We start from the raw sequence: 25711 nt of genomic DNA, 5'->3' as shown, positions 1-25711 counted from the left end.
GATCGATGTGTCACGTTGTTCCCGAATGAAGCACCGCCGCCGGCGGTCGGCCCGGCACGTCCATTCGCGCCAACGATCCCGCGGGATGGGGCGCGTCCATCCATCGATCAGATGAGCTTGATCTCGCGCAGCCGCTCCAGCAGGTAGTCGTGCGACGAGATCGGCTGCGGATAACGGCTGGGATGCGCGGCATCGATGCACGACGGCAACACGTCGATCACGAAATCGGGATTCGGATGCAGGAAAAACGGCACCGAGTAGCGCGGCTGGCGAGCGCTGTTACCCGGCGGGTTGACGACCCGGTGGGTGGTCGACGGATAGACGTGGTTGGTGAGCCGCTGGAGCATGTCGCCGATGTTGACCACGATCGTGTCGGCATCCGCAGTGAATGGCACCCATTCACCAGCGTGCGAGCGCACTTCCAGACCTTGTGCGCTTGCGCCGACCAGCAGCGTGATCAGGTTGATGTCCTCGTGCGCGCCCGCTCGCACGTTCGGAATATCCGGCGCTGTAATGGGCGGATAGTGGATCGGACGCAGGATCGAATTTCCGGCATCGGTTTTGTCGGCAAAGTACGTCCGCGGCAATCCGAGGTGCAGCGCGAGTCCTTCGAGTACGCGTGAACCGAGTGCATCGAGCGCCTCGTAAAGACCGTAGCCACATTCGCGGAAGCCGGCGACTTCGACCGGCCAGACATTCGGCGGCATCACGTCGGCATACGTCGAGTCGCGCGGAATCTCGCGTCCGACATGCCAGAATTCCTTCAGGTCCGGGTACTTCGAATCCTTCGCTGTCTCGACGCCGAACGGTGTGTAACCGCGCGCGCCGCCACTGCCTTGCAAGTGATAGCGCATCTTCACGTCTGCCGGCAGCGCGAAGAAGCGCTGGAACGCGTCGTAGGCACCGGCGATGCGATCCTGCGCAATGCCGTGTCCACGGATGCCGGCGAAACCCCATTCGCGATAGGCGGCACCGAGGTCGGCGACGAACGCATCGCGGTCCGAGTCATAGCGCCGAATATCGAGCGTCGGAATGCGCGCGGACATGAGGTCAGGCCGTGTTGGTGGCAGCTGCCGATCGTACGGCGTCGGCCAGCTCCGCAGCCAGACGCTCGACGAGAACCGGATCGAGCGCTTCCACCGTCACCCGCACCAGCGGTTCGGTGCCGGACGGACGCAGCACCACCCGCCCCTGCCCTTCGAGCTCGGCGCGAACGCGCTCGAAGACCTTTTGCACGCCGGCATCCGCGACCAGCGCGGCGCCGCCCGGAACGCGGATGTTGACGGTCGTCTGCGCCACCTTGCGCATGCCCGCGACCGCTTCATCCAGGCGCATACCCGTGCGGACCAGCACCTCGAGAACCTGCAGCGCACTGACGATCGCATCGCCGCTGCTTGCCCGATCCAGTGTCAGGATGTGCCCGGACGTTTCGCCGCCAAGGACGCCGCCATGCTGTTTGAGCTGCGCAAGCACGTAGCGGTCGCCGACGTTCGCGCGGATGAACGGCACACCGAGCTCGCGCATCGCGCGTTCAAGCCCGTAATTGCTCATCAGCGTGCCGACCAGAGGCCCGTGCAAACGGCCACTTGCATGCCAGTCGCACGCGAGCACGTAGAGAATCTGGTCGCCATCGATGATTGCGCCGTTGCGGTCGACCATCTGCAAGCGGTCACCATCGCCGTCAAACGCGATGCCGAAATCGGCCCCTTCCGCAACAACGGCGTTCGCGAGACCTTGCGGACGCGTCGAGCCGCAGTCGCGATTGATGTTGAGTCCATCGGGCTGGTTGCCGATCGCGGTGACGCTCGCGCCGAGTTCGGCAAAGACGGTCGGAGCAATCTGGTAGGTCGCGCCATGCGCGCAATCAAGCACAACCTTCAGCCCGCGAAGATCGAGCGAGGCGGGAATCGTCGACTTGCAGAATTCAGCGTATCGAACGACCGCGTCGCGCACGCGAACGACCTTGCCGATTGCTTCGGAGCTGACCGTGGTGAACGGCGCTTCCAGTTCCGCCTCGATCGCCGCTTCGACAGCATCGTCGAGCTTCTCGCCATCGGCGGAGAAGAACTTGATGCCGTTGTCCTGGTGCGGATTGTGCGACGCGCTGATCACGATGCCGGCGCTGGCGCGCAGCGATCTGGTCAGGTAGGCGACGGCAGGCGTCGGGGTGGGACCCAGCAGTCCGACACTTGCGCCGGCCGCGACCAGTCCCGCTTCGAGCGCCGATTCGAACATGTAGCCCGAGACGCGCGTGTCCTTGCCGATCAATACATTGACCGCGCCACCGCGTGAAGCCAGCACGCTGCCAACCGCCCGACCCAGCTTGAGCATGAATTCCGCGGTGATCGGCCATTCGCCGACGCGTCCGCGAATACCGTCAGTGCCGAAATATCTGCGTGCGGTCACGGGAATCGGCGATGTGCAAGGGCGGAGTGCGAACGATACGTCTGAATGCGCAGGAGAGCGATCGGCATGTTGCAGTGAACGCGAAAACGACGGCGTTCTCCCTCAGTTGCTGATGCCCCGCTCCCTACCATCGAATCCCGACCTTCAATCGCCCATCTGTTTCTGGCGATGTTCCCAGCGTTCCTGCGCATCGAGACTCAACGTAGCGATCGGACGCGCATCGAGACGATCGAGGCCGATTTCCTCGTCGGTTTCCTCGCAGAAGCCGTAGCGACCTTCTTCAATGCGCTTCAACGCCTTGTCGATCTTCGCGATCAGCTTGCGGTAACGGTCACGCGTGCGCAGCTCGAGCGAGTTCTCGGTTTCGCGCGTCGCGCGCTCCGCTTCGTCGCCAACATCCCGTACTTCGTCGCGCAGACTCTCGATGGTCTGGCGGCTTTCCTCGACCAGCTCCGCACGCCACTTCGACAGCTTGTTGCGGAAGAACTGCAGGTGCCGCGGACTCATGTACTCGTCTTTCGGATCCGGCTTGTAGTTGGCCGGAATATCGATGGTCACCGTCGCCGGCAGCACATAACGACCGTCCTGCATCGTCACGCCGCTCTCCATTGGCGGCAACTTGCGCTTGGCGCTCTTTGCAACTGAAGGTGTTTCGGGCTTGCTTGTAGTCACGAATTTCCTGGAATTGTCGGATGTGCTGCTCGCCTCCGCCTTGGCGGCGCCAACCGCGGCCACAGGCGCCTTCGGCGATTGGACCGGCGAACCATTCGAAACAGCGACCGGCTTGTTCGCTCTCGTCGCCGGAGCCACGGGCGCCGCTTTCTTCGGGGGAGTCTGTTTGGCGGCGGCTTTGGCCGGCACCGGTTTTGCTGGCGCTTTCGCAACGGCTTTCTTGACGGGCACGCTCTTCACCGGCGTTTTCGCAGAAGCCAATGACGCTTTCACGACGGGCTTGGCTGCTGCCTTGGCCGACGCACCGCGTGCTGCCGGCTTCGCACGTGCCGGGGCTTTCGCCGCCTGTGCGTTTTTGCCTGCTTTTTGTTTGCTGTTCACCATTCCTCGGCCTATCTTGTGACGCGGCGGTCGCGTGTTATAGCCTAAGTACCACCCTCCGGCAACCGACCGAAACCCTATGCGGACGGCGATTGCGCGCTTCCATCACACCCCTGTTCATGTCGCGTCCGATCATTTTCCTGTTGCGGTGTTACAAACGGTGGCTGAGCCCGCTCCTGGGCGCTCGCTGTCGTTTCGATCCAAGCTGTTCGGACTACACACGCGTCGCGGTCGCCCGCTTCGGCGCCTTGCGTGGCGGCTGGCTCGGTGTGCGTCGCATCGCCCGATGCCAGCCCCTTTGTGCGGGCGGCATCGATCCGGTGCCAGACCGGTTCCACGTCTGCATCGCCCACCAGCGCCGTTCCCGCGCCACCCACCGAGACCAACGTCCATGAACGACCCGCTGATCACCGACGCCAAACCCGTCAATGACGGCCGTTTCTTCCACGCGGGTCTGCGCGGGTGCATCAACGCGCAGATTGCCGCGCAGCAGGATTCTGGAAATGGAGCCCGGCAATCAGGATGCGCCGTGCCCCGTGTTGCGTCGGCCATCGCGCTCGCGGCGTCGCTGATCTTCATGTCGGCGAGCGCCAGGGCCGCAAGCAGGGACGGATTTCCATCGACCGTTTCGCAAGGGGCCATGGTCATCGGCAAGGTCGCACCCGGCAGTCAGGTGCGCTACGCAAATCGCGATCTCCTGCTCACGCCGGAGGGCGAAGTCGTGTTCGGCATTGGCCGCGACGAGACCGGGCCTGTCACGGTGGATGTACGCCCGCCGCACGCAAAGCCCGAACGTATCGAGATTGCGGTCGAACCTCGCGACTGGCCGGTGGAACGGGTCGATGGCGTGCCGCCGAAAACGGTCGAGCCACCGCCCGATATCGCTGCGCGGATCAAGCGCGAACAGGCGCGCGTGGTTGCCGCACGCAGTCGCGACGATGCGCGGTCGGATTTCGGCGAAACATTCGCATGGCCGGTCGAAGGCCGCATCAGCGGTCGGTTTGGCAGTCAGCGCATCTACAACGGAATTCCGAAATCACCACACCCCGGCATGGATATCGCGGTCCCACAGGGGACACCGGTCAAGGCACCGGCGAGCGGCATCGTCACCTTCGCCGAACCGGATCTCTACCTCACCGGCGGAACGGTGCTGCTCGACCACGGACACGGCGTGAGTTCGAATTTTCTCCATATGTCACGCATCGACGTGCAGGTTGGCGACTCGATCCGGCAAGGCCAGGTGATCGGCGCGGTCGGCATGACGGGACGCGCAACAGGTCCGCATCTGCATTGGGGCATGAACTGGTTCGCTGTACGGCTGGATCCTCTATTGCTGCTGCCGCGTCCGAAGTGAATCAGGTCGAGCGCGGACTCGGCGGGCGCGATGCAGCTGTCAGGTCAGCAACGAAACGTTGCGGTTCGCGCGCGGATCACGGCAGGGCGTCGCGGTCATCGAGCAACCGGTAACCGCCGGCATTCTTCGACGCGATCGCGACCGCATCATGCGGATGCAGGCTTTCGTGGTGAGCGGCGCGAACCCAGTAGTCGACGATGCGCCGGTCGCCGGCAAGCACCGCTTCGATGCGCCGCGCCGCATCCTCGCAGAACATCAGATTCTGGCCATTGGCGAGAGCGAACGCTTGCTCGTCTTCGCGCTTCACCGCTGTCTGTACGGGTGTCTGCAGTGCACGTTCGACAAGGTCGATGATGTCGGTGATCGGAAAATCGCCGTCGGATGGCGCGAGCTTCACTCGCACCTTCGCAGTGCTGCGCTGACTGTGGGGCGTCGCGACGATGCCCTGGGTGCTTCCGAGCCACGCAACAACCGCGGCATGGTCGAGCGGCGCCGATGCCGTGAAGTCCGCAACGAAACGTTCCTGGATCAACTGGCGAGCGAGCGCCGCCGATGCCGGGCACGTGCTCGAATACTGCACGTCCACGGCGAGCTCCACGTCAAATTCTGCGTCGTGCATCCGTGCAGTGATCTCGACCGGATACGACCGCCATCCACTGTGATCGCTCGCCAGTGCCGCGCGCCTGACGAGGTGATTGAAACGCACGCGCAGCAGCGCACGGCTTGATAGCTCGGCGTGGGTAGCGAGAAAATCGTGCAGCACGCGACCAAGCGTTGCGCACGTCAGCGGTTCGGATGTCAGATGACGGTCGAGCGCCAGATAGAGACGTGACATGTGGATGCCGCGGCGGTCGTCGCGATCGAGGTTGACGAACGCCGCGATCTTCGAACTGACGCGGTGCACCGCAGACGAATCCCCGGCGAACATGACCGGCATCTCGATTTCTTCCATGCCGACCCACGCAAGCGCACCCGCGCGGATCGCCTGCGCCTCGCTGGCGACATCAGGCATTGCTCGCCCGACGGCTGGCTCGGGGGATATCACGATGGGGCTGGAAAGACTGGAAAGAGAGGACATCGAAGCGGATCCGGACGTTGCAGGCACCGGTTTCAATGGGGTCGCGCGCATCCGGCTGCAATAGCGTAACAGCCTCGTCTGCGCGACAGCGCGTTCACGGGCGGGAACGCCGGGCCGCACGCCATGCGGCCCAAGAAGTCTGCAAGGGCAATCGGGTCAATGATTGGTTGACGGACTTCAGCGGATCAGCTGCACGCGCGGCACGACGCGCGCGCCACATGTCGGCCCGCGCACTGGCAGCGCCGAGGGGGCCACTGACCGCACGCGATGTTCCGGAGTATTCGCGACCAAGTGTGGCGAACCAGTCCCGCAGCGCCGCCGCCTGCACTGGCGACTCCCGCGAAAGATCTCCGCGCGCGAGCCGGTGGCGCGCAAGGAGGTCCAGCGGAATCGGCAATCGTCCATCGCGCAGCGTATCGCCGAGCGCTGCGGTTTCGCGTATCGAACGCGCGAGGGAGCGAACACGGGTCATTGCCGACGCGTCGACCGACGGAAACAAGATGGATTCGGTCGCGCACAGCGGCCGGTAAAGCGCACCGTACGCGTCGAGGAGTGCGGCGGGATCGGCTGCCGGTTCGGCATCGCGCTGACCCAGTGCACCGACAATGACTTCATGCCAGCGAGCGAGTGGAATGTCGGAAAATCGGGGATGCACGGCCAGCGTCTGGGTCAGTGGATGCCGTGCCTCGCGGTTCGCCGCGCGCGCGAATTCCTCGGCCCACCATTGCAATTTAATGGCAGCCGGTTCGGCTTCGCGGATGCCGAACGCGGTGTATTCGAGTTCGAACGCAAGGCAGGCGAATGCGCCGTGTGCACGGCGTTCGACAGCAGCAAGAAAGGTCAGGCCAAGACGGAATTCCGGCGTCGAGTCCGACCATTTGGCCTCGAAGCTCGCCAGCGGCGTGGTTTCGCCGACGACGTTCACGTCAGGCAATTCCGAACAGCGCGATGAGGTCGGATGGAGTGTCGACCGCGGCATCCGCGTGCCAGGCGTGCGGATCGCCTCCGTCGAGATAGCCCCAGCCGGCGGCAATCGAGTAGAGGCCGGCGGCTCGCCCAGCCTGCACGTCGCGTACATCGTCGCCGATCATCACCGCGAACGCCGGTTCCACGCCGGCTGTCTCGCAAGCAAGCAGCACCGGTGCCGGATCGGGTTTGCGCACCGGCAGGCAATCGCCGGTGACGAGCACCGCATTGCCACGAAGCAACGGCATCTGCTCGACCATCGGTCGCGCCAGCCAGCCGGGCTTGTTCGTGACGATGCCCCAGGGGATTGCGCGGGCTTCGAGTCGCGACAGAAGCTCCGCGATGCCGTCGTACGGGCGCGTATGCACCGTCATGCTGACCGAATACAGGTCGAGGAAGCGCGGCAGCCACTGGTCGATCATCGCGTCATCCGCGCCGGCGAGCCCTTCACGCAGCATCGCGCGACCACCGGCAGACACCACCTTGCGCACCGCATCGGCATTCGGCGGCGGCGCACCGAGCTCCGCGCACAGTGCCTGCACCGCGGCGATCAAGTCGGGGGCCGAATCGACCAGCGTGCCATCGAGATCGAAGAAGACCGCACGCGGCGGCACCTTCATCGTGTCGGCCGTGTCGCGCACGCGAGATAGTTGACCGCGACGCTGCGGGTCAGCGATGCGTGGCGCGTAAACGGGTTGTACGCAATGCCGGAGAGATCATCGAGAGCGAGACCTGCGGCGCGCAGATCGGTCGCGATCTCGCTGGGCTTGAGGAACTGTGCGTAGTGATGCGTGCCGCGCGGCAGCAGGCGAAGCACATGCTCGGCGCCGAGAATCGCCGCACCGAACGCAAGCGGCGTGCGATTGAGGGTGGACAGGAAGAGTTTGCCGCCCGGTTTCAGCAAGACGGCGCACGCGCGAATCACGCTCGCCGGATCGGGGACGTGCTCGAGCATTTCCATGCAGGTCACCACATCGAATGCGGCGGGCATTTCATCGGCCAGCGCTTCCACGCTCGTTTCGCGATAGTCGACTTCAAGCTTGCTCTCGAACAAATGAAGGCGCGCGACTTCGAGCACCGCGGGTGCAAGGTCGATCGCGGTGACCTGAGCCCCGACGCGCGCAATGGCTTCGCTCAGCAGGCCGCCGCCACATCCGACATCGAGCGCTTTTGCGCCCTGCAACGTGCAACGCGCGGCGATGTAGCCGAGGCGCACCGGATTGAGATCGTGCAATGGGCGCGACTCGCCGTCCGCATCCCACCAGCGCGACGCCAGGCGATCGAATTTGGCGGTTTCCGCCACACTGACATTGGCCGTATCGGCAATCATTTCACTCACCATCCAGGTCGGTTGGGGACGCCCACACATTCCTACCCTGATTCGGCTCGTACACCCCGACGCAACGAGACAGGAGTGGCAGGGCGGCGCAGTTCTGCATCTCCCACGACGCTATGCGGAGCCTGAAATCCGCTCACGCCAACGCCGCGCCTTGGCGCGGATCTCGCTGATGTCCAGATCGACGAGAACGCGTTCCCGCAGCTTGCGCTGCCCGGCGATCCACACGTCGCTGACCTGGTGTCGACCGACCGCGTAAACGAGCTGCGAGATGACGTTGTAGATCGGCTGCGTCTCGATGTCGTCGAGGCGCACCGCGACAACGTCGGCCTGCTTGCCCACCTCGATCGACCCGATGCGCTCGCTCCAGCCCATCGCGCGCGCGCCACCGAGCGTGGCGGCGTCGAGCGCACTGGCCGCATCGAGCGCGCGGGCGTCCTCTGCAACCGCCTTGGCAAGCAGCGCAGCAGTGCGCATCTCGCCAAACATGTCGAGATCATTGTTGCTGGCGCAGCCGTCGGTGCCGATTGCAAGGGTGACTCCCGCTCGGCGCAGCTTTTCCGCGGGACAGAATCCGGACGCGAGTTTCAGGTTCGACTCCGGACAATGCACGACCGCAACGCCCGCCTCCGCGCACGCCGCGATCTCGGCATCGGTGAGCTGGGTCATGTGGATCGCGATCAGATGATCATTGACGATCCCGAGTGCCTGCATGCGCGCGAACGGACGCGCGCCATATGTCCCACGTGCCTCTTCGATCTCGTGCGCGGTTTCGTGCAGATGCAGGTGGACCGGCAGGTCGAGCTGGTCGGACAGCATGCGGATCCGTTCGAAACTCTCGTCCGACACGGTGTACGGCGCATGCGGCGCGAAACTCGTACCCAGGAGTGGTTCGTCACGGAATTCGTCGTGGACCGCAAGGCCCTTGTCGAAATATTCGTCGCGGCCCGACGCCCAGGCGCTCGGAAATTCGATCACCGGCAGTCCGATCATCGCGCGGAAGCCAAGCCGCCGATAGGTCGCGGCCTGCACGTCCGGAAAGAAGTAGTTCTCGTTGCAACAGGTGGTGCCACCGCGCAGCATTTCCGCCACCGCGAGTTCGATGCCGTCGCGGACGAATTCCGGCCCGATCGCCTTGGCTTCGGCAGGCCAGATGTGCTCCTTCAACCAGCTCATCAATGGAAGATCATCCGCCAGCCCGCGCATCAACGTCATCGGATTGTGGGTGTGCGCGTTGACGAGTCCGGGAATCAGCGCGTGCTCGGAAAGCACCACATGGTCACGCGGCGCGAATCGGGCACGCGCATCGGCTGCCGGCAAAATATCTACGATCCTGTCAGCATCGATCGCGATCGCGTGATGTTCGAGCACGACCCCGTGCGGCTGGACCGGGACGAGCCAGCGGGGTTCGATCAGGAGGTCGATGGACTGCATGGGAGGAAGAAGGGAGGTCGAAGGCTGGGAGAAGACTGGCAGCTTGCACCTGTATGCATGGAAAGCGAATCAATCGACGGATGGCGAAAAGCCTTCACCACCCACCGAGGTTCACTTCACCCGCGACATGTATTCGCCCGAGCGCGTGTCCACCTTGATCTTTTCGTTCTGGCCGACAAACAGCGGCACCCGCACCACCGCACCGGTTTCGAGTTTGGCCGGCTTGCCGCCGCCGCCCGAGGTGTCGCCACGGACGCCCGGGTCGGTCTCGACAATTTCCAGTTCCACGAAGATCGGCGCGGTGACGATCAGCGGAGCACCGTTCCACAAGGTCATGATGCACACCTCGTTGCCTTTGAGCCACGGCGCGGCGTCGGTCATTGCGCCCTTGTCGGCTGCGACCTGGTCATGCGTGACCGGGTCCATGAAATGCCAGAACTCGCCGTCGGAATAGAGGAACTCCATGTCCGTGTCGATCACGTCGGCCGCCTCGAGGATGTCGGTCGATTTCATCGTGACTTCCTGCGTGCGTCCGTTCTTGAGGTTGCGGAACTTCACCCGCGTGAACGACTGGCCCTTGCCGGGCTTGACGTATTCGGTGTCGGTGATCGTGCACGGATGGCCATCGACGATGATCTTCTGGCCGTTCTTGACGTCGTTCATGCCATAGCTGGCCATCTGAAGCTCCCGTTTTCCTTGAGTGCGCAATGCGGCCACGCATGGCCGCCGATGTGAGGGGACCGTCACCAATTGTCAAAAAGCCGCTCGATGAAAGCGGCTAGAATGGCGGGTTCCTGCGGTCGAACGAGTCCAACCTGGTCCGCAATGATACCCGCTAACCGCATTCCGGCGCAGCCCGTTCGCTGGCAGCAGCTGTGGCGCGACGCAGTCACCGACCCGCACGAACTGCTGCGTCTGCTCGACCTGTCGTCCCACGCAAATGCCCTGCTTCCGCAGACGGACACGGGCTTCCCGCTTCGCGTTCCGCGCGGATTCGTCGCCCGCATGCGCCCCGGCGACCCGAACGACCCGCTGCTGCGACAGGTCCTTCCACTGGCTTCCGAACTCGATCCCGTCGACGGCTTTGCGCTCGACGCGGTGGGTGACATGGAGGCGCGCGCGGCAAACGGCGTGCTGCACAAGTACAGCGGTCGCGCGCTGCTCATTGCGACCGGCTCGTGTGCGATCCATTGCCGCTATTGTTTCCGCCGACATTTCCCGTATGCCGCCGATACCGCCGCGGCTGACCGTTGGCGCGAAGCGATCGACCATGTGCGCGGCGACGGCTCGATCAGCGAGGTGATTCTCTCGGGTGGAGATCCCCTGTCGTTGTCGACTCCGAAGCTGGCCGAGCTCACTCAGGCGCTGGCGACGATCCCTCACGTCCGTCGGATCCGCATCCACACGCGCCTGCCAGTCGTATTGTCGGAGCGCATCGACCAGGAATTCCTCGACTGGCTCGACGCACTCCCCTTCCAGCGCGTGGTGGTGCTGCATGCCAATCATCCGAACGAGATCGACGGCTCCGTCGTGGCGGCAGGGCGCGCGTTGGGCGATGCGGGCGCCACCGTGCTGAACCAGAGCGTGCTGCTGGCGGGCGTGAACGACGATGCGTCCACGCTGACAGACCTGTCCGAGCGCCTGTTCGATGCCGGCGTGCTCCCCTATTACTTGCATCAGCTCGATCGGGTCGCAGGCGCCGCTCATTTCGCGGTTGAAGACAGCGTTGCGCTCGCGCTCGTCGATGCGCTGCGCGCGCTCCTGCCCGGATATCTTGTCCCGCGCCTTGTTCGTGAGGTCGCCGGCGCTCCATCCAAGCGTCCAGTGCAGGCAACCGCCTCGTGAACGATGGAAATGCAGGGGCGAATCCGGTACATATCCATTGCCTTCCAAGCCTCGAACGACGCTCGCAACGCGTTCGTGGCCGCCTGATGGCTGATTACGATCCAGCATCGAACGTCGAACGGACGCTCCCGCGATGGAACGCGCAACGATATGCCGGCCGTTCCAACCGCATCCAACCCTGACCCCTGACCCCGATGACCCGAGCCGACAACATCATCAAGCTTCTCCTGATCGACGATTCAGCTGAGGACGCCGAACAGACGATCAGCATTCTCCGCAATGGCGGAATCGCCGTGCGCCCCTCACGTGCGACCAATGAAGCGGAGCTGGAGACGGCGCTGGAGCAGCAGACGCCGGATGTCATCCTCGCGCACATTGCGAGCAAGGAGCTGAAGCTGCCGCAGATCCGCGACGCGGCCGCGCGCGGTGGACGCGATATCGCGCTGATCGCCAGCGGGCGCGGCATGACCGACGACGCCATCGTGACCGCCTTTCGCGACGGTGCACGCGCACTCGCGCTGCGCGGCTCGCACGAACATCTGCAAATGGTTGTGCGGCGGGAATTCGACGCGTTGACGATGCGTCGCAGCGTGCGTCGACTCGAGGCGAATCTGCGTGAATCCGAACGCCGCTGCGACGCGCTGCTCGATTCATCGCGCGACCCGATCGCCTTCGTGCACGAGGGTATGCATGTTCGCGCGAACAAGGCGTACCTGGACATGTTTGGCTACGACGATTTCGAAGACGTCGAAGGCGTCTCGATTCTCGACATGATCGCGCCGAACGATGCAGACGACTTCAAGGCGTTGCTGAAGCGTCTTTCAAAGGGCGACAAACCGCCACAACGGCTGAACCTGAAGGCCAAGCGAAGCGACGAGACCACATTCGACGCCACGATGGAATTCAGTGAAGCGAGCTATGAGGGCGAACCGTGCCAGCAGATCACGTTCCGACTCCAGGCAGTCGACGCAAACATGGCGCAGGAGCTGGACGCGCTGAGGTCGAAGGATCTCGTCACGGACCTGTTCAACCGCCAGCACATGATGACCCTGATCCAGCAAGGCGTCGATGCGGTTGCCAACGGCAAGGGCGACCAGGCTCTGCTGCTGATCGAACCGGACGATTTCCGCAAGGTCCTCGACGCCGTCGGCCTTGGCAACACGGACGTCATCCTCGGCGATCTGGCCAACGTGCTGCGCAAACATCTTCGTGACACCGATGTCGCCGGACGGATCGGCGAACACACCTTTGCAGCGCTGATCGGCGAGCGGGGCGCCGACGAAACGAAGCAGTTGGCGGAAAAACTGCGCAACGCGTTCAGCGAACGCATCTTCGAGATCGGCAAGCAATCGATCAGCCTGACGGTGAGCATGGGCGGCGTGCTGATCGGCGAGAAGAATGCGAACGCGGCGACGGTGCTGAATCTCGCGACCAGCGCATTGCGCGGCGCCCAGGGCGAAGGCGGCAATCGTGTGCGGATCGTCGATCCGGCCGAAGAGGACAAGGCTGCCGCGGAAGCGAATCGCCACTGGATCTCGCTGATCGACAAGGCGTTGGCGAACAACGGGTTCGTCCTCTACTACCAGCCGATCATCAGCCTGCACGGCGCCGAAGGCGATTTCTACGAGATCCTTCTGCGCATGAGCGGTCCGAAGGGCGAGATTCCACCGGGCCAGTTTCTCGGCATCGCCGAACGCGAAGGCCGCTTGCCTGCGATTGACCGCTGGGTCATCGCCAATGCGGTCCGCGCGATTGCGGAGCGCGAACGCGCCGGCCACCGCACCACGTTCTTCATCAAGTTGACCGCGCAGTCGCTGGAAGACCAGACGCTCCTGCCGTGGATCGCCCAGCAGCTGAAGACGTCGCGTCAGCGCGGTGATTCGCTGGTATTCGAGATGCCCGAAAGCAAGGTCGTGACGAGCCTCAAACAGGCTCGCGCCTTCGCGAAAGGCCTCGAACAGATCCACTGTGGCTTCGCGCTGGAACAGTTCGGCTCCGGCCTCAATTCATTCCAGCTGCTCAAGCACATTCCAGCGCACTATCTGAAGATCGACCGCAATTTCATGGCAGACCTTCCGAAGCAGAAGGAAAACCAGGACAGGATCAAGGACATCTGCGAGCAGGCGCACCATGCCGGCAAGCTCACCGTTGCCGAGTTCGTCGAGGACGCGGCGAGCATGTCGATCCTGTTCAGTTGCGGTGTCAACTTCGTGCAGGGCAATTTTCTGCAGGAGCCCGAGAAAATCCTCATTCAAGGCTGACGCTGACGCCGGGCGCAATCTGCGCCTGGCGTCTGACGATCACGCAGCGCCAGCACGCAGCGCTGCAATGCGTTCTTCGAGTGGCGGGTGGCTGGCCGTCAACCGGCCGAGTCCGCCGCCGTCGGAGATGCCGAACGCCTGGATTGCCTTTGGCAGATCTGCCTGAGCACCCTGATTCCCGGCGAGGCGCTGCAACGCAGAGATCATGTTGTCGCGACCTGCGAGACGTGCGCCACCGGCATCCGCACGAAATTCACGGCGCCGGGAGAACCACATCACGATCAGCGACGCAAGGAATCCCAGCGCAACCTGCAGCACCATCACGATAATGAAATAGAAGAATCCGCCGCTATTGCTTTCGCTGTTGCGGTTGCCGCTAAGCGCATTGTCGACCAGCGTGCCGATGATGCGTGCAAAGAAAATGACGAAGGTGTTGAGCACGCCCTGTATCAGGCCCATCGTGACCATGTCGCCGTTTGCAACGTGCGAGATCTCGTGGCCGAGCACCGCCTGGACCTGGTTGCGATCCATGCTTTGCAGCAGCCCGGTGCTGACCGCGACCAGCGCATTGTTCCGGCTCATGCCTGTCGCGAACGCGTTCATGTCGGCCGCCTCGTAGACCGCGACCTCCGGCATGCCGATACCGGCCTTCTGCGCTTCCGCACGCACGGTATCGAGCAACCAGCGTTCCGATTCGTTGCGCGGTTCCGTGATCACCTGCGCGCCGGTGGTGCGCTTGGCAACCCACTTCGAGATTGCGAGCGAAATGAATGAACCGCCCATGCCGAAGACCGCAGCCATGAGCAACAGGCTGGAGTAGTTGCCGAGCCGTACGTGGAAGACACCCTGCACGATGAACAGGATGACATTGACAAGCAGCAGCACCGCGATATTGGTGCCGACGAACAGCATGACGCGCATCATGGCGTTTGACTCCGTCGAGCGTGCGAGATGCACATCCGATGATAATGTGGCGCGCCTCCACTGAACTCAAGCACTCGCGCGGCAAGCCGACGGCGTCGCGCGACCATTCGAACAGGCATTCATTCCCTTGCCATGCATCGCGGACGCTTCGCCCCCTCGCCGACTGGTCCGCTGCATTTCGGCTCGCTCGTCGCAGCGGTGGGAAGCTGGCTTTTCGCCCGGTCTGGCGGCGGTGAGTGGCTCGTCCGGATGGAAGATCTCGATCGCAAACGCGAAGTGCCCGGAGCGGCGGCAGACATCCTTTCGACGCTGACTGCGTTCGGACTCGAGTCCGACCGTGAAGTGGTGGTGCAGAGCGCGCGGACCACTCATTACGCACGTGCCTTGCGAACGCTGGACCTGGCGGGACATGTCTATCGCTGTTGGTGCAGCCGTAGCGATCTCGACCCGTTCAAAGGCATCCATCCCGCGCAATGTCCTTCGTCCCCGGGCGCGAGGACGCCGGCGTGGCGCGTGCGTGTCGGCACAGAAATTGAGCAGTTCAATGATGCCATCCAGGCGCGATTGACGCAGGATCTGGCGCGCGAGGTCGGCGACTTCGTCGTCTGGCGCGCGGACGGCGTCTGCGCGTACCAGCTTGCGGTGGTCGTCGACGACGACGCCCAAGGCATCACGCAGGTTGTGCGCGGCGCGGACCTTCTCGACTCGACGCCGCGGCAGCGGCTGCTACTGCGCATGCTCGGCATGGCATCGCCCACCTATGTGCACCTCCCGGTCGTGCTCGGAGACGATGGCCGCAAACTGAGCAAGGTGGACCGCGCCACGCCTGTCGATGCCTCGAACCCCCTCCCCGCGCTCCGCGCGGCGCTGCGGTTCCTCGGACAGGAACCTCCGGCGGGTGGTGATGCGCGCACGCTGTTGTCGGCGGCCGTCGCGGCTTTCGACCCTGCGCTCATTCCGCGCAGTGCGACGATTCCTCTGCGCTATGCGGCGACGCAGAAGGATCTTTGACCGGGCGGCGGGCACAATCGCCAGACGCCCGATCTTTCCCGCAAACGAATCGACAACGAGGAGCACACCCATGACGGCACGCATCGCCCTGATCACCGGCGGCACCGGCGGCATTGGCACGGCCATTTGCCGGCATCTTGCAACGATCGGCCACAAGGTCGCGACGAATTACCGCGACGAGGCGAAGGCCACCGCGTGGCAGGAAGCCCAGCGCAAGGACGGATTCGACTTCGCATTGGCCTCCGGCGATGTCGCCGACGCCGATAGCGCCGAAGCCATGGTGCGCGAGGTCGAGCGCCAACTCGGACCCATCGATATCCTGATCAACAATGCCGGAATCACGCGCGACACCACGTTCCACAAGATGTCCGCCATCCAGTGGCAGGAAGTCATTGCGACGAATCTTGGTTCGTGTTTCAACGTGACGCGCCCGGTGATCGACGGCATGCGCGCCCGCAAGTGGGGACGGATCGTGCAGATCAGTTCGATCAATGGACAGAAAGGCCAGTACGGCCAGGCGAATTACGCCGCAGCGAAGGCCGGCATGCACGGCTTCACCATTTCACTCGCGCAGGAAAACGCCAAGTTCGGCATCACCGTCAACACGGTCTCGCCGGGATATGTTGGCACCGACATGGTGATGGCGGTGCCGGAGGACGTGCGCGCGAAGATCGTCGCGCAGATTCCAGTCGGTCGCCTCGGCGAACCCGACGAGATCGCGTATGCCGTCGCCTTCTTCGCCGCCGAACAGGCGCGCTGGATCACCGGCGCCAACCTTGCGATCAACGGCGGCCAGTACATGGGTTGGTGAATACCGCGCTTGTCCGATGCGCTCAGGCATCGGATGCGGCATTCACCAGGTGAGGCATGGATGCCGAACGGGCGGGTCCGCCAGGGACGGCCAGCCATGGATGGCGTGAGGAGCGCGCCATGGACGGCTGCTTGAATCAACGACGCGCGCGCTGATCCGATGCCCTCAGGCATCGGATGCGGCATTCACCAGGTGAGGCATGGATGCCGAACGGGTCGAGCGACCCGTCGGGGTCGATCGGAGGAGCCATGGATGGCGACTGGTGGCCGCTCCAAGGATGGCTTCCGGGTTCGACATGATGCGCGCGAGCGTCCGAACCTCGCGTCTCTCGGACGAAACTTCGCGCGGACGTCGGCCGCCGAACGTCGCGGGACGAGAAGCATCGCGGCTGAAGCCGCTTCTACGAGAACAATGGATTGCTGACAGAGCCGGGCAGTCGTTGGAGTCCTTTCCGCAGAAAAGGGTTACATCAGAGACGGCACTCATATTCACGCCTAGGCCGGAGTGCCAGTGGGCGCGTGAGGACTGGGCAGCGCGACCGAGCACCCACAAAAGCAGGGTGCCCCGCACCATCCCAAACTGGTGCGGCGCGTCACATTCTGCTAGCTTTGAGAGATGACTGAACTGCGAATCATCAAGAAATATCCCAACCGTCGGCTCTACGACACCGAGATTTCGAGCTACATCACGCTGGAGGAAGTCCGCCAGCTGGTGCTCGACAACGAGGAGTTCGAGGTGCGCGACGCGAAGAGCGGCGAGAACCTGACGCGCTCGGTCCTGCTCCAGATCATTTCGGAGTACGAGGATCGCGGCGAGCCGATGTTCACCACCAAGCTCCTCTCGCAGGTGATCCGCTTTTACGGGGATTCCCTGCAGGGTTTCATGGGTGGTTATCTGGAGCGCAGCCTGCAGATTTTCATGGATCAGCAGCAGCAGTTCCGCAGCTCCCTCAACACCGTGCTTGGACAGACTCCCTGGTCGATGTTGAACGGACTGACCGAGCGCAACATGGATCTGTGGAAGTCGCTGCAGCAGGGTTACCTGGCCGCGGCAGCCAACACGGTGCGCGACGGCACGGTCGATCCTGCCAAGCCGAAGAAAGAAACGAAGTCCTGACGCACTTCGGGTTGCCCCGATCCGAATGAAGGTGGATCAACCCGCCGCATCGCAACAAACTCGAACGAATCGCGATGCCGCAGCGCAGTAGTGCGCGGTCGCGTTGGGAGGGGCATCCATGAACAAGCGCATTGCAGTGGTCACGGGCGGAATCGGCGGACTTGGCACCGAAATCTGCCGATCGCTTGCCCGCTCAGGACGCAAGGTGATTGCCGCCGACCTCGGTACGCGAGTCGATCGCGTCGAATCGTTTCTCGCGGACATGCGCGAATCCGGTGACGACGTGGATTTCGAAGCACTCGACGTCTCGGACTTTCGCAATTGTGCCGACTTCTTTGGTCGCATCGAGAAGACCGGCGGCACGGTGTCGATTCTCGTCAACGCCGCAGGAATCACGCGCGACACGTCGCTGCGCAAGATGAGCCCGGAGCAGTGGGGCGATGTGCTGCGCGTGAATCTCGAAGGCGTGTTCAACGTGTGCCGCCATGTGGTCGATGGCATGACGAACCAGGGCTTTGGCCGGATCGTCAATATCTCGTCGGTCAATGGTCAGACCGGTCAGTTCGGCCAGACCAACTACTCCGCCGCCAAGGCAGGGATGCACGGGTTCACCATGGCGCTGGCGCGCGAAGTCGCGAAAAAAGGCGTCACCGTCAACAGCGTGTCGCCTGGCTATTGCGCCACCGCGCTGGTGATGGCCGTGCCGGAAGACATCCGCAACCAGATCATCGCGAACATTCCGGTCGGCCGCCTCGGTGAACCGCGCGAAATCGCACGGACGGTCGAGTTTCTCGCCGCCGACGACGCAGGCTTCATCACAGGTGCGAACATCCCGGTGAATGGCGGGTACTTCATGGATTTCTGATCGTCTCCCGCAGCGGAGTCGTCAGAAATCATAGCCGTCGATGTAGATGAAGTCTTCGGGTGTCCGCACGCAATCGTTGTACTCGTCGTTTGCGTCGGTCACCGACAGTAGCGCGCCCGATTCGATCACGTCGAAATCGGTGGGGCGGATGCCGAACAGCGAATGCGTGTCGAGGTCGATGTCGGAGTCAGCCCACTTGTGGGTGGTGAACGCGTCGGACTCGCCCGTCAGCGGGATGCCACCGCCGTCCGAGAGGAACATGCCGTATTTCTGCAGCGTTCGCAGAAGCACTCGAACCGATGGGTTGGTGCTGAAGGCGTTGACGTCGAACGTCGATTTGAGACGCAAGCGCGAGCCGTAGGGCACGGCGTTCGCATCGGTGTCGGACGTCGCCTTGGTCCCGTGCGACGATGGATGCACGTACTTGCGATAGGTCATCCGGTTGTTGCCGAGGATGAAGCGGATCGCGTGACCGAGGTCACCGTTCACCTGCGCAGCTGTCCAGACCTCATCGGCATTGAACAGCAGCGGCGCAATCGGAAAGCCCGCACCGTCAGCGCTGGTGCAGTGCTCGCCCCGACCATAACGCGGATAGGTCTTCGTGAGGTCCCAGCGCAGCGCGCAGATCGAATGCACGCCGGACGCACCCGCGGAATTGGTCAGGTACGCCTCGTGGAGGACATGCGTCGCATCGTTGACGACCAGCAAATGACAGTCGCTGTCATTCGTATCGCAGGTAAATGAGGGCGGATCGGTCCCTTCGATTCCTCCCGTCGCCGGCAGTGGAAACAGGGATCCCGGGGCGTCGCAATCGGGTGCGTAGTAATCGTCAGACCCCGGGAACGCGACGATCGGATGGGTTGGTGTCGACGCATTTGCGTGCAATACGAAAAACGACAGGTCGATCTGGAAGTCGAAGTCGCGCGTGTCACCCCAACCGTTGCTGGAGAACGCCGCGAGATGCGTCAGCATCTGCGCCGAGTTGGGGCGTGTCGCCAGTGTGCGCGCGTCGGTATTCCAGATCGCCGTCGGCTGCGTGAAGCGAGGCAGCGGCGCCGAGCCTGCAGCTGAAACAACGAGTATGCCGGCGGTGACGATCAAACTCGCCAGAGATGACCTGACTCGACTCATGGCGTAACTCCCCACGCTGCGACGCACCTGCCGATGCGTGAGGAGTGTGGGCTACCTGCGCGCCGTCCAACCGTGAACTACCACACGAGATCGGGCGGAATGTCATCCTCGGCATCCGCCTGAGGGTCGCACAGCAGCACCAGCGCATCAGCATCGATGGCCTGCGCCGACAGTGCAGTTTCGCGGGTGACCAACAGGTAGCGGCCTGCCAACTGCACCACCGCCAGCTCGCCTCCGTTGAGGCGGGGCAGCTGCTCCGGTGTCACGTAGATGCGGCGGATCTTGTTGGTGTGTGGGAAATGGCGGGGTAATTCGGCGGCCACATCGTTGAGCGCCTTTCCACCGAGCGCCGTTGCGAGCTTTTGCCTGCGTTCCTTGCGTTCACGCGAGCGCCGCTCGGCCTCGCGCTGTTCGCGTTCGCGTGCCTCGCGCTCGGTCTTGTCGCGCAACGCATACGCCTTTGCCAGATCGATGTCGGACCTGTCGCGTGCCACCGGCTGCGCGTCTGTCGCACCGCGCGATGGCGCCGACGGCGTCGACGGCCGGTTGTGTTGCGGACGCTGCTGCGGACGCGGCGGTCGCTGTGGCCCCGACGGGCGTTGCGGCGACGAGCGCTGTCGCTGCTGTTCCTGCGGTCGCCTTGGCGCCGGCTCGGGTTTGGACGGGGCGGCGAAGCCCGCTTTCATCAACTGGTCGCGCAGGGAATCGGACATGGCGGCACTGCAACGTGGGTCGGATCGATTCGGCCGCAAATCGCGGCCGGCCTCAGTAGTGCGGCGGCGGTGGCTCGTCGCCCGCGTCGTTGCCGAGTGTGCCACGCACCGCGACCAGCTCCGTACGCAACCGCTCCATCGCGTTGCGCAGGTCGTGCAGGTGGCGATCGTGTGAAGCAACCGCATCGCTCAGCGTGGTCATCGTATCGTCGACGAAGGCGATGCGCATCTCCAGTTCGGTCAGGCGCTCTTCGAGCGACATGGACATCGCGATCAGCCCGGAAGCTTCTCGATCAGGTGGCGACCGTGTCGCGCGCCGATCGCTCCCGCCGCTTCGCGCTGCGCCAGCGCGAGATCCGCGGCCGCCATCTCGCTGACGAGTTCGGCGAAGCTGGTCTTCGGCGTCCAGCCGAGACGTTCGCGCGCGAGGGTCGGGTCGCCGAGCAGCGTCTCGACTTCGGCCGGCCGGTAATACTGCGGATGGATGCGCACGACGACATCGCCGACATTCGCTTTCGCAGACGCGTTGTCGATGCTTGCGATGACCGCATGCTCGTCGGCTCCGGTACCGCGGAATTCGAGCTCGACGCCCATCTGCCGGGCGGAGAGGACGACGAATTCGCGAACCGAATGCTGGACCCCGGTGGCGATCACATAGTCCGCCGGCTCATCCTGCTGCAGCATCAGCCACTGCGCCTCGACGAAATCCCGTGCGTGACCCCAGTCGCGCTTCGCATCGAGGTTGCCGAGGTACAGGCAGTGCTGCAGCCCGCAGAACACGCGTGCGAGTCCGCGGGTGATCTTTCGGGTCACGAAGGTTTCGCCACGAATCGGTGATTCGTGGTTGAAGAGAATTCCGTTGCAGGCAAACATGCCGTACGCCTCACGGTAATTCACGCTGATCCAGTACGCGTAGAGCTTCGCAACGCCATAGGGCGAGCGAGGATGAAATGGCGTGGTCTCACTCTGCGGCGTTTCGCGCACGAGTCCGTACAGCTCGGACGTGGAGGCCTGGTAGAAACGACAGCGATCTCCCATCCCCAGGCTCCGCATCGCTTCAAGCACGCGCAACGTGCCGATTCCGTCTGCGTTGGCAGTGTATTCCGGCTCCTCGAACGACACCGCGACATGGCTTTGCGCGGCGAGGTTGTAGATCTCGTCCGGCTTGACCTGCTGAATCACCCGCAAGAGGCTCAGCGAATCGGTGAGATCGCCGTAATGCAGGCGAACTCCGACGCGACCTTCATCGAGTTCATGATAGAGATGATCGATACGCTCGCTGTTGAACGACGATGCCCGCCGCTTCAGTCCGTGGACTTCGTAGCCCTTCGCCAGCAGCAACTCTGCCAGATACGCACCATCCTGGCCGGTGATGCCGGTTATCAATGCTCGTTTGGTGCTCATGCGGCTCGTGAAGCTCCGGAAATTCGCGGGTTGACCGCCCCGTACAGCGTCAAAAGGGGCCGCGAATAATAACCGCGCGGGCACGCACGGTACAGCGTAGTGCCGTTTTCAGCCGCGGATCTCGAATTCGCCCCTGAAAATCGTATCGGTGGTCGCCGACGGCGCGCCCTGACGGATCCAGTCGAGCATCAGCGCCTGCTCTTCTTCCAGCAGCGGGTCCCGGTTGAGCGGCATGCGATGACCGACGCCCGGAATATCGCAATTGACCTTGAGAAACAGAAGACTCGCGAGCGGCTGATCCGGCATCACCCGGATGAAGGCAGCGTCCTGTGAACTGGGGATCCCGATCAAGTGCGACCACGATCCCCCGGCACTCAGGTCGAGTCCGGCCGGCGGGTCCTTTCCTTCATGGCATTCGATGCAATGGTTGTCGAAGACGCCCTGAATGGCCGACTGGAAATCGATCGTGAACTGGATCGGGATCGCATCGAGATTGGTGCATCCGTCCGCCAGCGGCCCTGCGCCAACGCTGACGGGCATTGCCGCGCGTGCGACGAGACACACGGCAGCCGAAGCAAGTTGTCTGGACAACCGGCGAATCCGCATCACCCCATGAAGCCGAGATTCCGGAACGATGCGTTGAAGTTCGCGAGGTTCGGGAAGATCGCAGCGAGATCGGTGGCCGACGTGACACCCAGCCAGCGCGCAAGCGTTGCCGCGTACTGATCGACGCCGATGCCGGGAATGAACTGGCCGCGCGAGAAATTGCCGGCATTGTTGAGGCTCTGGTTCGGGAATCCGGTGATGGTTCCACCGCCGTCGAAATAGAGTCGGCCACCCTGCACCGCTCCACCGGTGACCATCTGGATACCGCCCCAACCGTGATCGGACCCGTTGCCGTTGGACGACAGCGTGCGACCAAATTCACTCATTGTGAAGGTCGAGACCTCGTTGAATGCACCAATCTCGCTCATCGCGTCCGAGAACGACTTGATCGCCTGGGAGACCTTGGTCAGCATTGCCGCATGCGCACTGGTGCCTGCGCCCATCAAGTCGGAATGCATGTCGAAGCTGCCGAGGCGGACATAGTAGATCTGCCGCGCGGCATAGTTGTTGGCCCGCGAAAGCTTGATCATCCGCGCGACGGTCAGAAGCTGGCTGGCAAGGGAGTTGTTGGCCGGAAACGTCGTCGACACCTGGCCGCCCGCACTGCCGAGCCCGCTGTAGAGCAGCGAGAACAATTCGCGCCCGCGCGAGAAGGTCTTCGCGTATTCGCTGGCGAACATCCCCTGATACGTATCCTGCAGCAACAGGTTCAACGCGACGTCGCGTTGGCCCGATGAACCCGTGCACCCGGTCGGGTTGCACACGCCCGACAACTGGGACAGCGGATTGGATGTGCCGCTCGACGACGACGACATCTTGTACGGAAACAACTGGGTCCCGACTTCGAACTTGTTGCTTCCGGAAATCGAGATGCAGGGCGAAAGGACCTGGTTCCCGCCGGCGGGGAACTGCGGTACCAGCCTTGCCATCGACGAGCCGCCCCAACCGTAGCGGTTTTCCGCGGAAGTGCCGATATGCCAGAGGTTTTCCTGATCGCTGTGCGAATAGAGCTGCGGAGGACGGTTGGCCGAGCTGGCGTTGTATTCGTCCTTGGTGATCGGTCTCTTCAGCGTGCCCATGTTGCCGACGAAGGTCGCGTGGCCCGCGGTATAGAGATTCTTGATGTCCACCATGCCCGGATGCACAAAGTACTGCTGCGAGCTTTCCGAGTCGGTGATCACCTGGTTGCCGATCTGCGCCGCCGTGGTCGGGCGTGCGAGGCCGAGGCCATTCGGATTGGCGTTGCCGTCGTAGACGCCGCCGCGTGACGCAGCATAGGTATCGAAACGCGACTGATCGTACGGAACCAGCATGTTCCACGAATCATTTCCGCCGGCGAGGTAGATGCAGACGAGCGCCTTGTATCCACTGACCGCCTCGGGCGATGTTCCAGCGGCGAGCGCGCTGCCCATCATGCGCAGCTGCGGAACCATCGCGGCGACTCCGCCGCTGGCCGCCGCGCATGCGAGGTGTCGGAGAAAGTCGCGACGACTGTGACGATCGATCGACATGGACATGTTCCTCAGCGCTGCGCTGCGAATTCGGGTGAAAGGGAAATCAGGTAGATGAGCGACCACGCCTTTTCCTGCGGCGACGCGCCACTCATGAACTGCACCATGTTGATCAGGGTCGACCGCATGGTCGGACTCATCGTGCCGTACATCATTCGCGCGTTTGCCAGATCGACCATCGCCGAGGGCGTTGCGACCAGCGCGACCAGAGGAGCCAGATCCAGCAGCGGCCGATCGGTCGGCAGTGTCTGATTGTCCGGCGGCAGGTTCATGCCGACATAGGCCTTGCGCGTGTAGCTGTAGAACACGTTGCCGGTTGTATAGGCCGTGGTTTCGTTGTGGATCTGGAGCTCCGGTGAATAGAGATCCTGGTCGGCAAACGGACCGGGCTGCTGATAGTCGGGCTCGTAGAAATTGAAGACCGTCGGTGCGCCGAGCGGCTTCTGCCCGGTACTGGAAAGAAACGAGATGCCCGCGGACATGATCACTTCACCATACGCATTCGCGGCAGGTGCCCGGGCGCCCCATGCACGCCACAATGCGGTAATGCGCAGCAGCGGCTCCCGCAGTTTTCCGGCGGACGCATCGACGGGCGCGGCGCGCGCTTCCGGATCGAGCAGGATCGCCTTGAGGACACTTCCGAGATCGCCGCGCTCGTGCGCCGGCGTTCCATTATCTTCGAAGACAGTCGCAACCCGCTCGATGTACTCGGGCGACGGATTGCTGGTGACGAATCTCTGAATCAGCTGACGCGAAACGAACGGCGCGACATTGACATGCCCGGCAATGATGTCGAGTTCGTCGGAGACATCGTCGGCGCACGACTGACCCGCGGGAATCGTGAGTCCGCCCAGCACGGTCTTCGCCGTCGCTGTCGTGCCGTCGTCACCGGTGAGGTCATGGCGCATGTTGCTGCTGGTCGATGCGAACAACTCGGTACCCCAACACGCCATCGGGTTGTAGGTCCCCGCGTTGGTCACCGCGCCGCCATAGAAATTGGCAGGGTTGGTCGGCGCATCGCTGTAGGTTAAACCGGTGAACACCTTTGCGGTGTGCGTGATGGTGGTCTGGTCATAGGTCGCGACCGGATTGCCCGCCTGCAGGACCGGCGATGCATCCATGTTGAGCTGGACCAGCCCGACCGAGAACAGCTGCATGATTTCGCGCGCGTAGTTTTCGTCAGGCTGCGTCGTCGTGCCCGGTTTCTGGTTGCGAAAGTGGCTGAGGAACTTGCCCATGCTCGGGTTGTAGGTGACGTCGGTGAGCAGCGTGCGATACGGTTTGAACGCATCGTGGCCCAGCACGTCGGCGTACTCCGCCATGGGAATGTAGTTGTTCGAGATCGCGCTGCCCTGATCGGAAATCACGAAGATCTCGCTGAGTGCGAATGCCATCCGCTGACGCAGCTGGTCGTCCGCGTAAGCCGCGATCCAGAACCATCGATCGACGCGGTGGTTCTGGCTGACGTTCTGCCCAGCCGCTGTACGTGCGGCGACCACCGACTCTACAAACGGACGCACCAGCGTGGTTCGTGCGGCGAGCTGCTGGTCGATCCACTCGTTGTATCCGATGCCGCGCAAGCGCGCGATCTCCGACGGGGTCGGCCCGAAACTGGCCTGGGTCAGGAACCGGGCTGCCTCCGCGTCCGAGCCTGGGGCATCGACCGGAATGTCGAATCCGCTGGCGAAGAGATGCTCGTAGAGTCGTGCGCTGGCGCTGCCGACGAAGGACAGGCTTCCCAGTGAAACGAAGCAAAGCAATGCATGCCGTGCGCGCATGTTTCAGTCCCCGACAATCGATACGCGAGTGTAGGGACGCACTCTGACATGGATTGTGACGCCCGGCTCACCTGCAGTACACAAATCCAGACCGCTGCATCGACTCTG

At 63.3% G+C, this 25711-nt stretch carries 26 protein-coding genes; 9 read left to right on the top strand and 17 right to left on the bottom strand.

Annotated features, from left to right (window positions below; genetic code table 11):
* Nucleotides 1-107: 107 nt before the first annotated feature.
* The 3 genes from ABIV12_RS00285 to dksA form a co-directional block, all read right to left on the bottom strand.
* A complete protein-coding gene (locus ABIV12_RS00285) occupies nucleotides 108-1046 on the bottom strand; it encodes a 2-oxoglutarate and iron-dependent oxygenase domain-containing protein (RefSeq protein WP_348055030.1) in 939 nt (312 codons plus the stop codon).
* A 4-nt stretch (nucleotides 1047-1050) separates the two neighbouring features.
* Nucleotides 1051-2406, bottom strand: coding sequence for a phosphoglucosamine mutase (glmM, locus tag ABIV12_RS00280; RefSeq protein ID WP_348055028.1), 1356 nt, complete (start codon nucleotides 2404-2406; stop codon nucleotides 1051-1053).
* Between the two features lie 144 nt (nucleotides 2407-2550).
* The gene (dksA, locus tag ABIV12_RS00275) at nucleotides 2551-2997 is read right to left on the bottom strand and encodes an RNA polymerase-binding protein DksA (protein WP_348055077.1); all 447 of its coding nucleotides are present in this window, start codon (nucleotides 2995-2997) and stop codon (nucleotides 2551-2553) included.
* Between the two features lie 34 nt (nucleotides 2998-3031).
* Between dksA and ABIV12_RS00270 the strand changes: the two genes are divergently transcribed.
* The 3 genes from ABIV12_RS00270 to ABIV12_RS00260 all read left to right on the top strand — a co-directional run bounded on the left by ABIV12_RS00270 (nucleotide 3032) and on the right by ABIV12_RS00260 (nucleotide 4813).
* Nucleotides 3032-3481, top strand: coding sequence for a hypothetical protein (locus ABIV12_RS00270; protein ID WP_348055026.1), 450 nt, complete (start codon nucleotides 3032-3034; stop codon nucleotides 3479-3481).
* Between the two features lie 97 nt (nucleotides 3482-3578).
* Nucleotides 3579-3854, top strand: coding sequence for a membrane protein insertion efficiency factor YidD (gene yidD / locus ABIV12_RS00265; RefSeq protein WP_348055024.1), 276 nt, complete (start codon nucleotides 3579-3581; stop codon nucleotides 3852-3854).
* A gap of 182 nt (nucleotides 3855-4036) precedes the next feature.
* Entirely contained in the window at nucleotides 4037-4813 is a 777-nt protein-coding gene (locus tag ABIV12_RS00260; protein ID WP_348055075.1) for a M23 family metallopeptidase, read from the top strand.
* A 76-nt stretch (nucleotides 4814-4889) separates the two neighbouring features.
* Here ABIV12_RS00260 and folE2 read toward each other — a convergent pair whose 3' ends face one another.
* From folE2 to efp, 6 genes are all read right to left on the bottom strand, one after another.
* Complete coding sequence (folE2, locus tag ABIV12_RS00255; RefSeq protein ID WP_348055022.1) at nucleotides 4890-5891, bottom strand: GTP cyclohydrolase FolE2; 1002 nt, start codon at nucleotides 5889-5891, stop codon at nucleotides 4890-4892.
* A gap of 94 nt (nucleotides 5892-5985) precedes the next feature.
* Nucleotides 5986-6816, bottom strand: a complete 831-nt coding sequence (locus tag ABIV12_RS00250; RefSeq protein ID WP_348055020.1) for a squalene/phytoene synthase family protein — start codon at nucleotides 6814-6816, stop codon at nucleotides 5986-5988.
* 1 nt (nucleotide 6817) lies between these two features.
* On the bottom strand, nucleotides 6818-7498 hold the full coding sequence (locus ABIV12_RS00245) for an HAD-IA family hydrolase (RefSeq protein ID WP_348055018.1): 681 nt from the start codon (nucleotides 7496-7498) through the stop codon (nucleotides 6818-6820).
* The gene (gene ubiG / locus ABIV12_RS00240) at nucleotides 7474-8199 is read right to left on the bottom strand and encodes a bifunctional 2-polyprenyl-6-hydroxyphenol methylase/3-demethylubiquinol 3-O-methyltransferase UbiG (RefSeq protein WP_348055017.1); all 726 of its coding nucleotides are present in this window, start codon (nucleotides 8197-8199) and stop codon (nucleotides 7474-7476) included. The genes ABIV12_RS00245 and ubiG overlap by 25 nt, the downstream gene beginning before the upstream one ends.
* A gap of 108 nt (nucleotides 8200-8307) precedes the next feature.
* Nucleotides 8308-9627, bottom strand: a complete 1320-nt coding sequence (locus ABIV12_RS00235; RefSeq protein ID WP_348055015.1) for a TRZ/ATZ family hydrolase — start codon at nucleotides 9625-9627, stop codon at nucleotides 8308-8310.
* 111 nt (nucleotides 9628-9738) lie between these two features.
* Nucleotides 9739-10305, bottom strand: coding sequence for an elongation factor P (gene efp / locus ABIV12_RS00230; RefSeq protein ID WP_348055013.1), 567 nt, complete (start codon nucleotides 10303-10305; stop codon nucleotides 9739-9741).
* A 147-nt stretch (nucleotides 10306-10452) separates the two neighbouring features.
* On the opposite strand from efp, the gene epmB reads away from it, so the two are divergent.
* On the top strand, nucleotides 10453-11472 hold the full coding sequence (epmB, locus tag ABIV12_RS00225; protein ID WP_348055011.1) for an EF-P beta-lysylation protein EpmB: 1020 nt from the start codon (nucleotides 10453-10455) through the stop codon (nucleotides 11470-11472).
* A 194-nt stretch (nucleotides 11473-11666) separates the two neighbouring features.
* Nucleotides 11667-13733 carry an EAL domain-containing protein gene (locus ABIV12_RS00220; protein WP_348055009.1) on the top strand — a complete coding sequence of 689 codons (2067 nt, stop codon included), beginning with the start codon at nucleotides 11667-11669 and terminating at the stop codon, nucleotides 13731-13733.
* 39 nt (nucleotides 13734-13772) lie between these two features.
* On the opposite strand, the gene htpX is transcribed toward ABIV12_RS00220, so the two are convergent.
* The gene (gene htpX / locus ABIV12_RS00215) at nucleotides 13773-14657 is read right to left on the bottom strand and encodes a protease HtpX (protein WP_348055007.1); all 885 of its coding nucleotides are present in this window, start codon (nucleotides 14655-14657) and stop codon (nucleotides 13773-13775) included.
* 132 nt (nucleotides 14658-14789) lie between these two features.
* Between htpX and gluQRS the strand changes: the two genes are divergently transcribed.
* From gluQRS to phbB (ABIV12_RS00195), 4 genes are all read left to right on the top strand, one after another.
* Nucleotides 14790-15668: a tRNA glutamyl-Q(34) synthetase GluQRS gene (gene gluQRS, locus ABIV12_RS00210; RefSeq protein WP_348055002.1), complete on the top strand. Its 879-nt coding sequence runs from the start codon at nucleotides 14790-14792 to the stop codon at nucleotides 15666-15668.
* A 70-nt stretch (nucleotides 15669-15738) separates the two neighbouring features.
* Nucleotides 15739-16479: an acetoacetyl-CoA reductase gene (phbB, locus tag ABIV12_RS00205; protein ID WP_348055000.1), complete on the top strand. Its 741-nt coding sequence runs from the start codon at nucleotides 15739-15741 to the stop codon at nucleotides 16477-16479.
* Nucleotides 16480-17094: 615 nt separating this feature from the next.
* Nucleotides 17095-17595: a polyhydroxyalkanoate synthesis repressor PhaR gene (gene phaR, locus ABIV12_RS00200; protein ID WP_348054998.1), complete on the top strand. Its 501-nt coding sequence runs from the start codon at nucleotides 17095-17097 to the stop codon at nucleotides 17593-17595.
* Between the two features lie 118 nt (nucleotides 17596-17713).
* On the top strand, nucleotides 17714-18460 hold the full coding sequence (gene phbB / locus ABIV12_RS00195) for an acetoacetyl-CoA reductase (RefSeq protein WP_348054996.1): 747 nt from the start codon (nucleotides 17714-17716) through the stop codon (nucleotides 18458-18460).
* Nucleotides 18461-18481: 21 nt separating this feature from the next.
* Here the strand turns inward: phbB (ABIV12_RS00195) and ABIV12_RS00190 are convergent, their stop codons facing one another.
* From ABIV12_RS00190 to ABIV12_RS00160, 7 genes are all read right to left on the bottom strand, one after another.
* The gene (locus tag ABIV12_RS00190) at nucleotides 18482-19591 is read right to left on the bottom strand and encodes a hypothetical protein (RefSeq protein WP_348054994.1); all 1110 of its coding nucleotides are present in this window, start codon (nucleotides 19589-19591) and stop codon (nucleotides 18482-18484) included.
* 77 nt (nucleotides 19592-19668) lie between these two features.
* Nucleotides 19669-20304: a DUF2058 family protein gene (locus tag ABIV12_RS00185; RefSeq protein WP_348054992.1), complete on the bottom strand. Its 636-nt coding sequence runs from the start codon at nucleotides 20302-20304 to the stop codon at nucleotides 19669-19671.
* 52 nt (nucleotides 20305-20356) lie between these two features.
* Complete coding sequence (locus ABIV12_RS00180; protein WP_348054990.1) at nucleotides 20357-20572, bottom strand: SlyX family protein; 216 nt, start codon at nucleotides 20570-20572, stop codon at nucleotides 20357-20359.
* A 5-nt stretch (nucleotides 20573-20577) separates the two neighbouring features.
* The gene (gmd, locus tag ABIV12_RS00175; protein ID WP_348054988.1) at nucleotides 20578-21708 is read right to left on the bottom strand and encodes a GDP-mannose 4,6-dehydratase; all 1131 of its coding nucleotides are present in this window, start codon (nucleotides 21706-21708) and stop codon (nucleotides 20578-20580) included.
* A 108-nt stretch (nucleotides 21709-21816) separates the two neighbouring features.
* Nucleotides 21817-22248, bottom strand: a complete 432-nt coding sequence (locus ABIV12_RS00170; protein ID WP_348054986.1) for a hypothetical protein — start codon at nucleotides 22246-22248, stop codon at nucleotides 21817-21819.
* A gap of 65 nt (nucleotides 22249-22313) precedes the next feature.
* Nucleotides 22314-23825, bottom strand: a complete 1512-nt coding sequence (locus ABIV12_RS00165; protein WP_348054984.1) for a DUF1501 domain-containing protein — start codon at nucleotides 23823-23825, stop codon at nucleotides 22314-22316.
* 11 nt (nucleotides 23826-23836) lie between these two features.
* Nucleotides 23837-25603, bottom strand: coding sequence for a DUF1800 family protein (locus tag ABIV12_RS00160; protein ID WP_348054982.1), 1767 nt, complete (start codon nucleotides 25601-25603; stop codon nucleotides 23837-23839).
* Nucleotides 25604-25711: the final 108 nt, after the last annotated feature.

Source organism: Dokdonella sp. (genome assembly GCF_039926425.1).
Classification (GTDB): Bacteria; Pseudomonadota; Gammaproteobacteria; order Xanthomonadales; family Rhodanobacteraceae; genus Dokdonella_A.
Note: the sequence above shows the minus strand (reverse complement) of the source record. Positions and strands in the feature narration are given on the sequence as shown.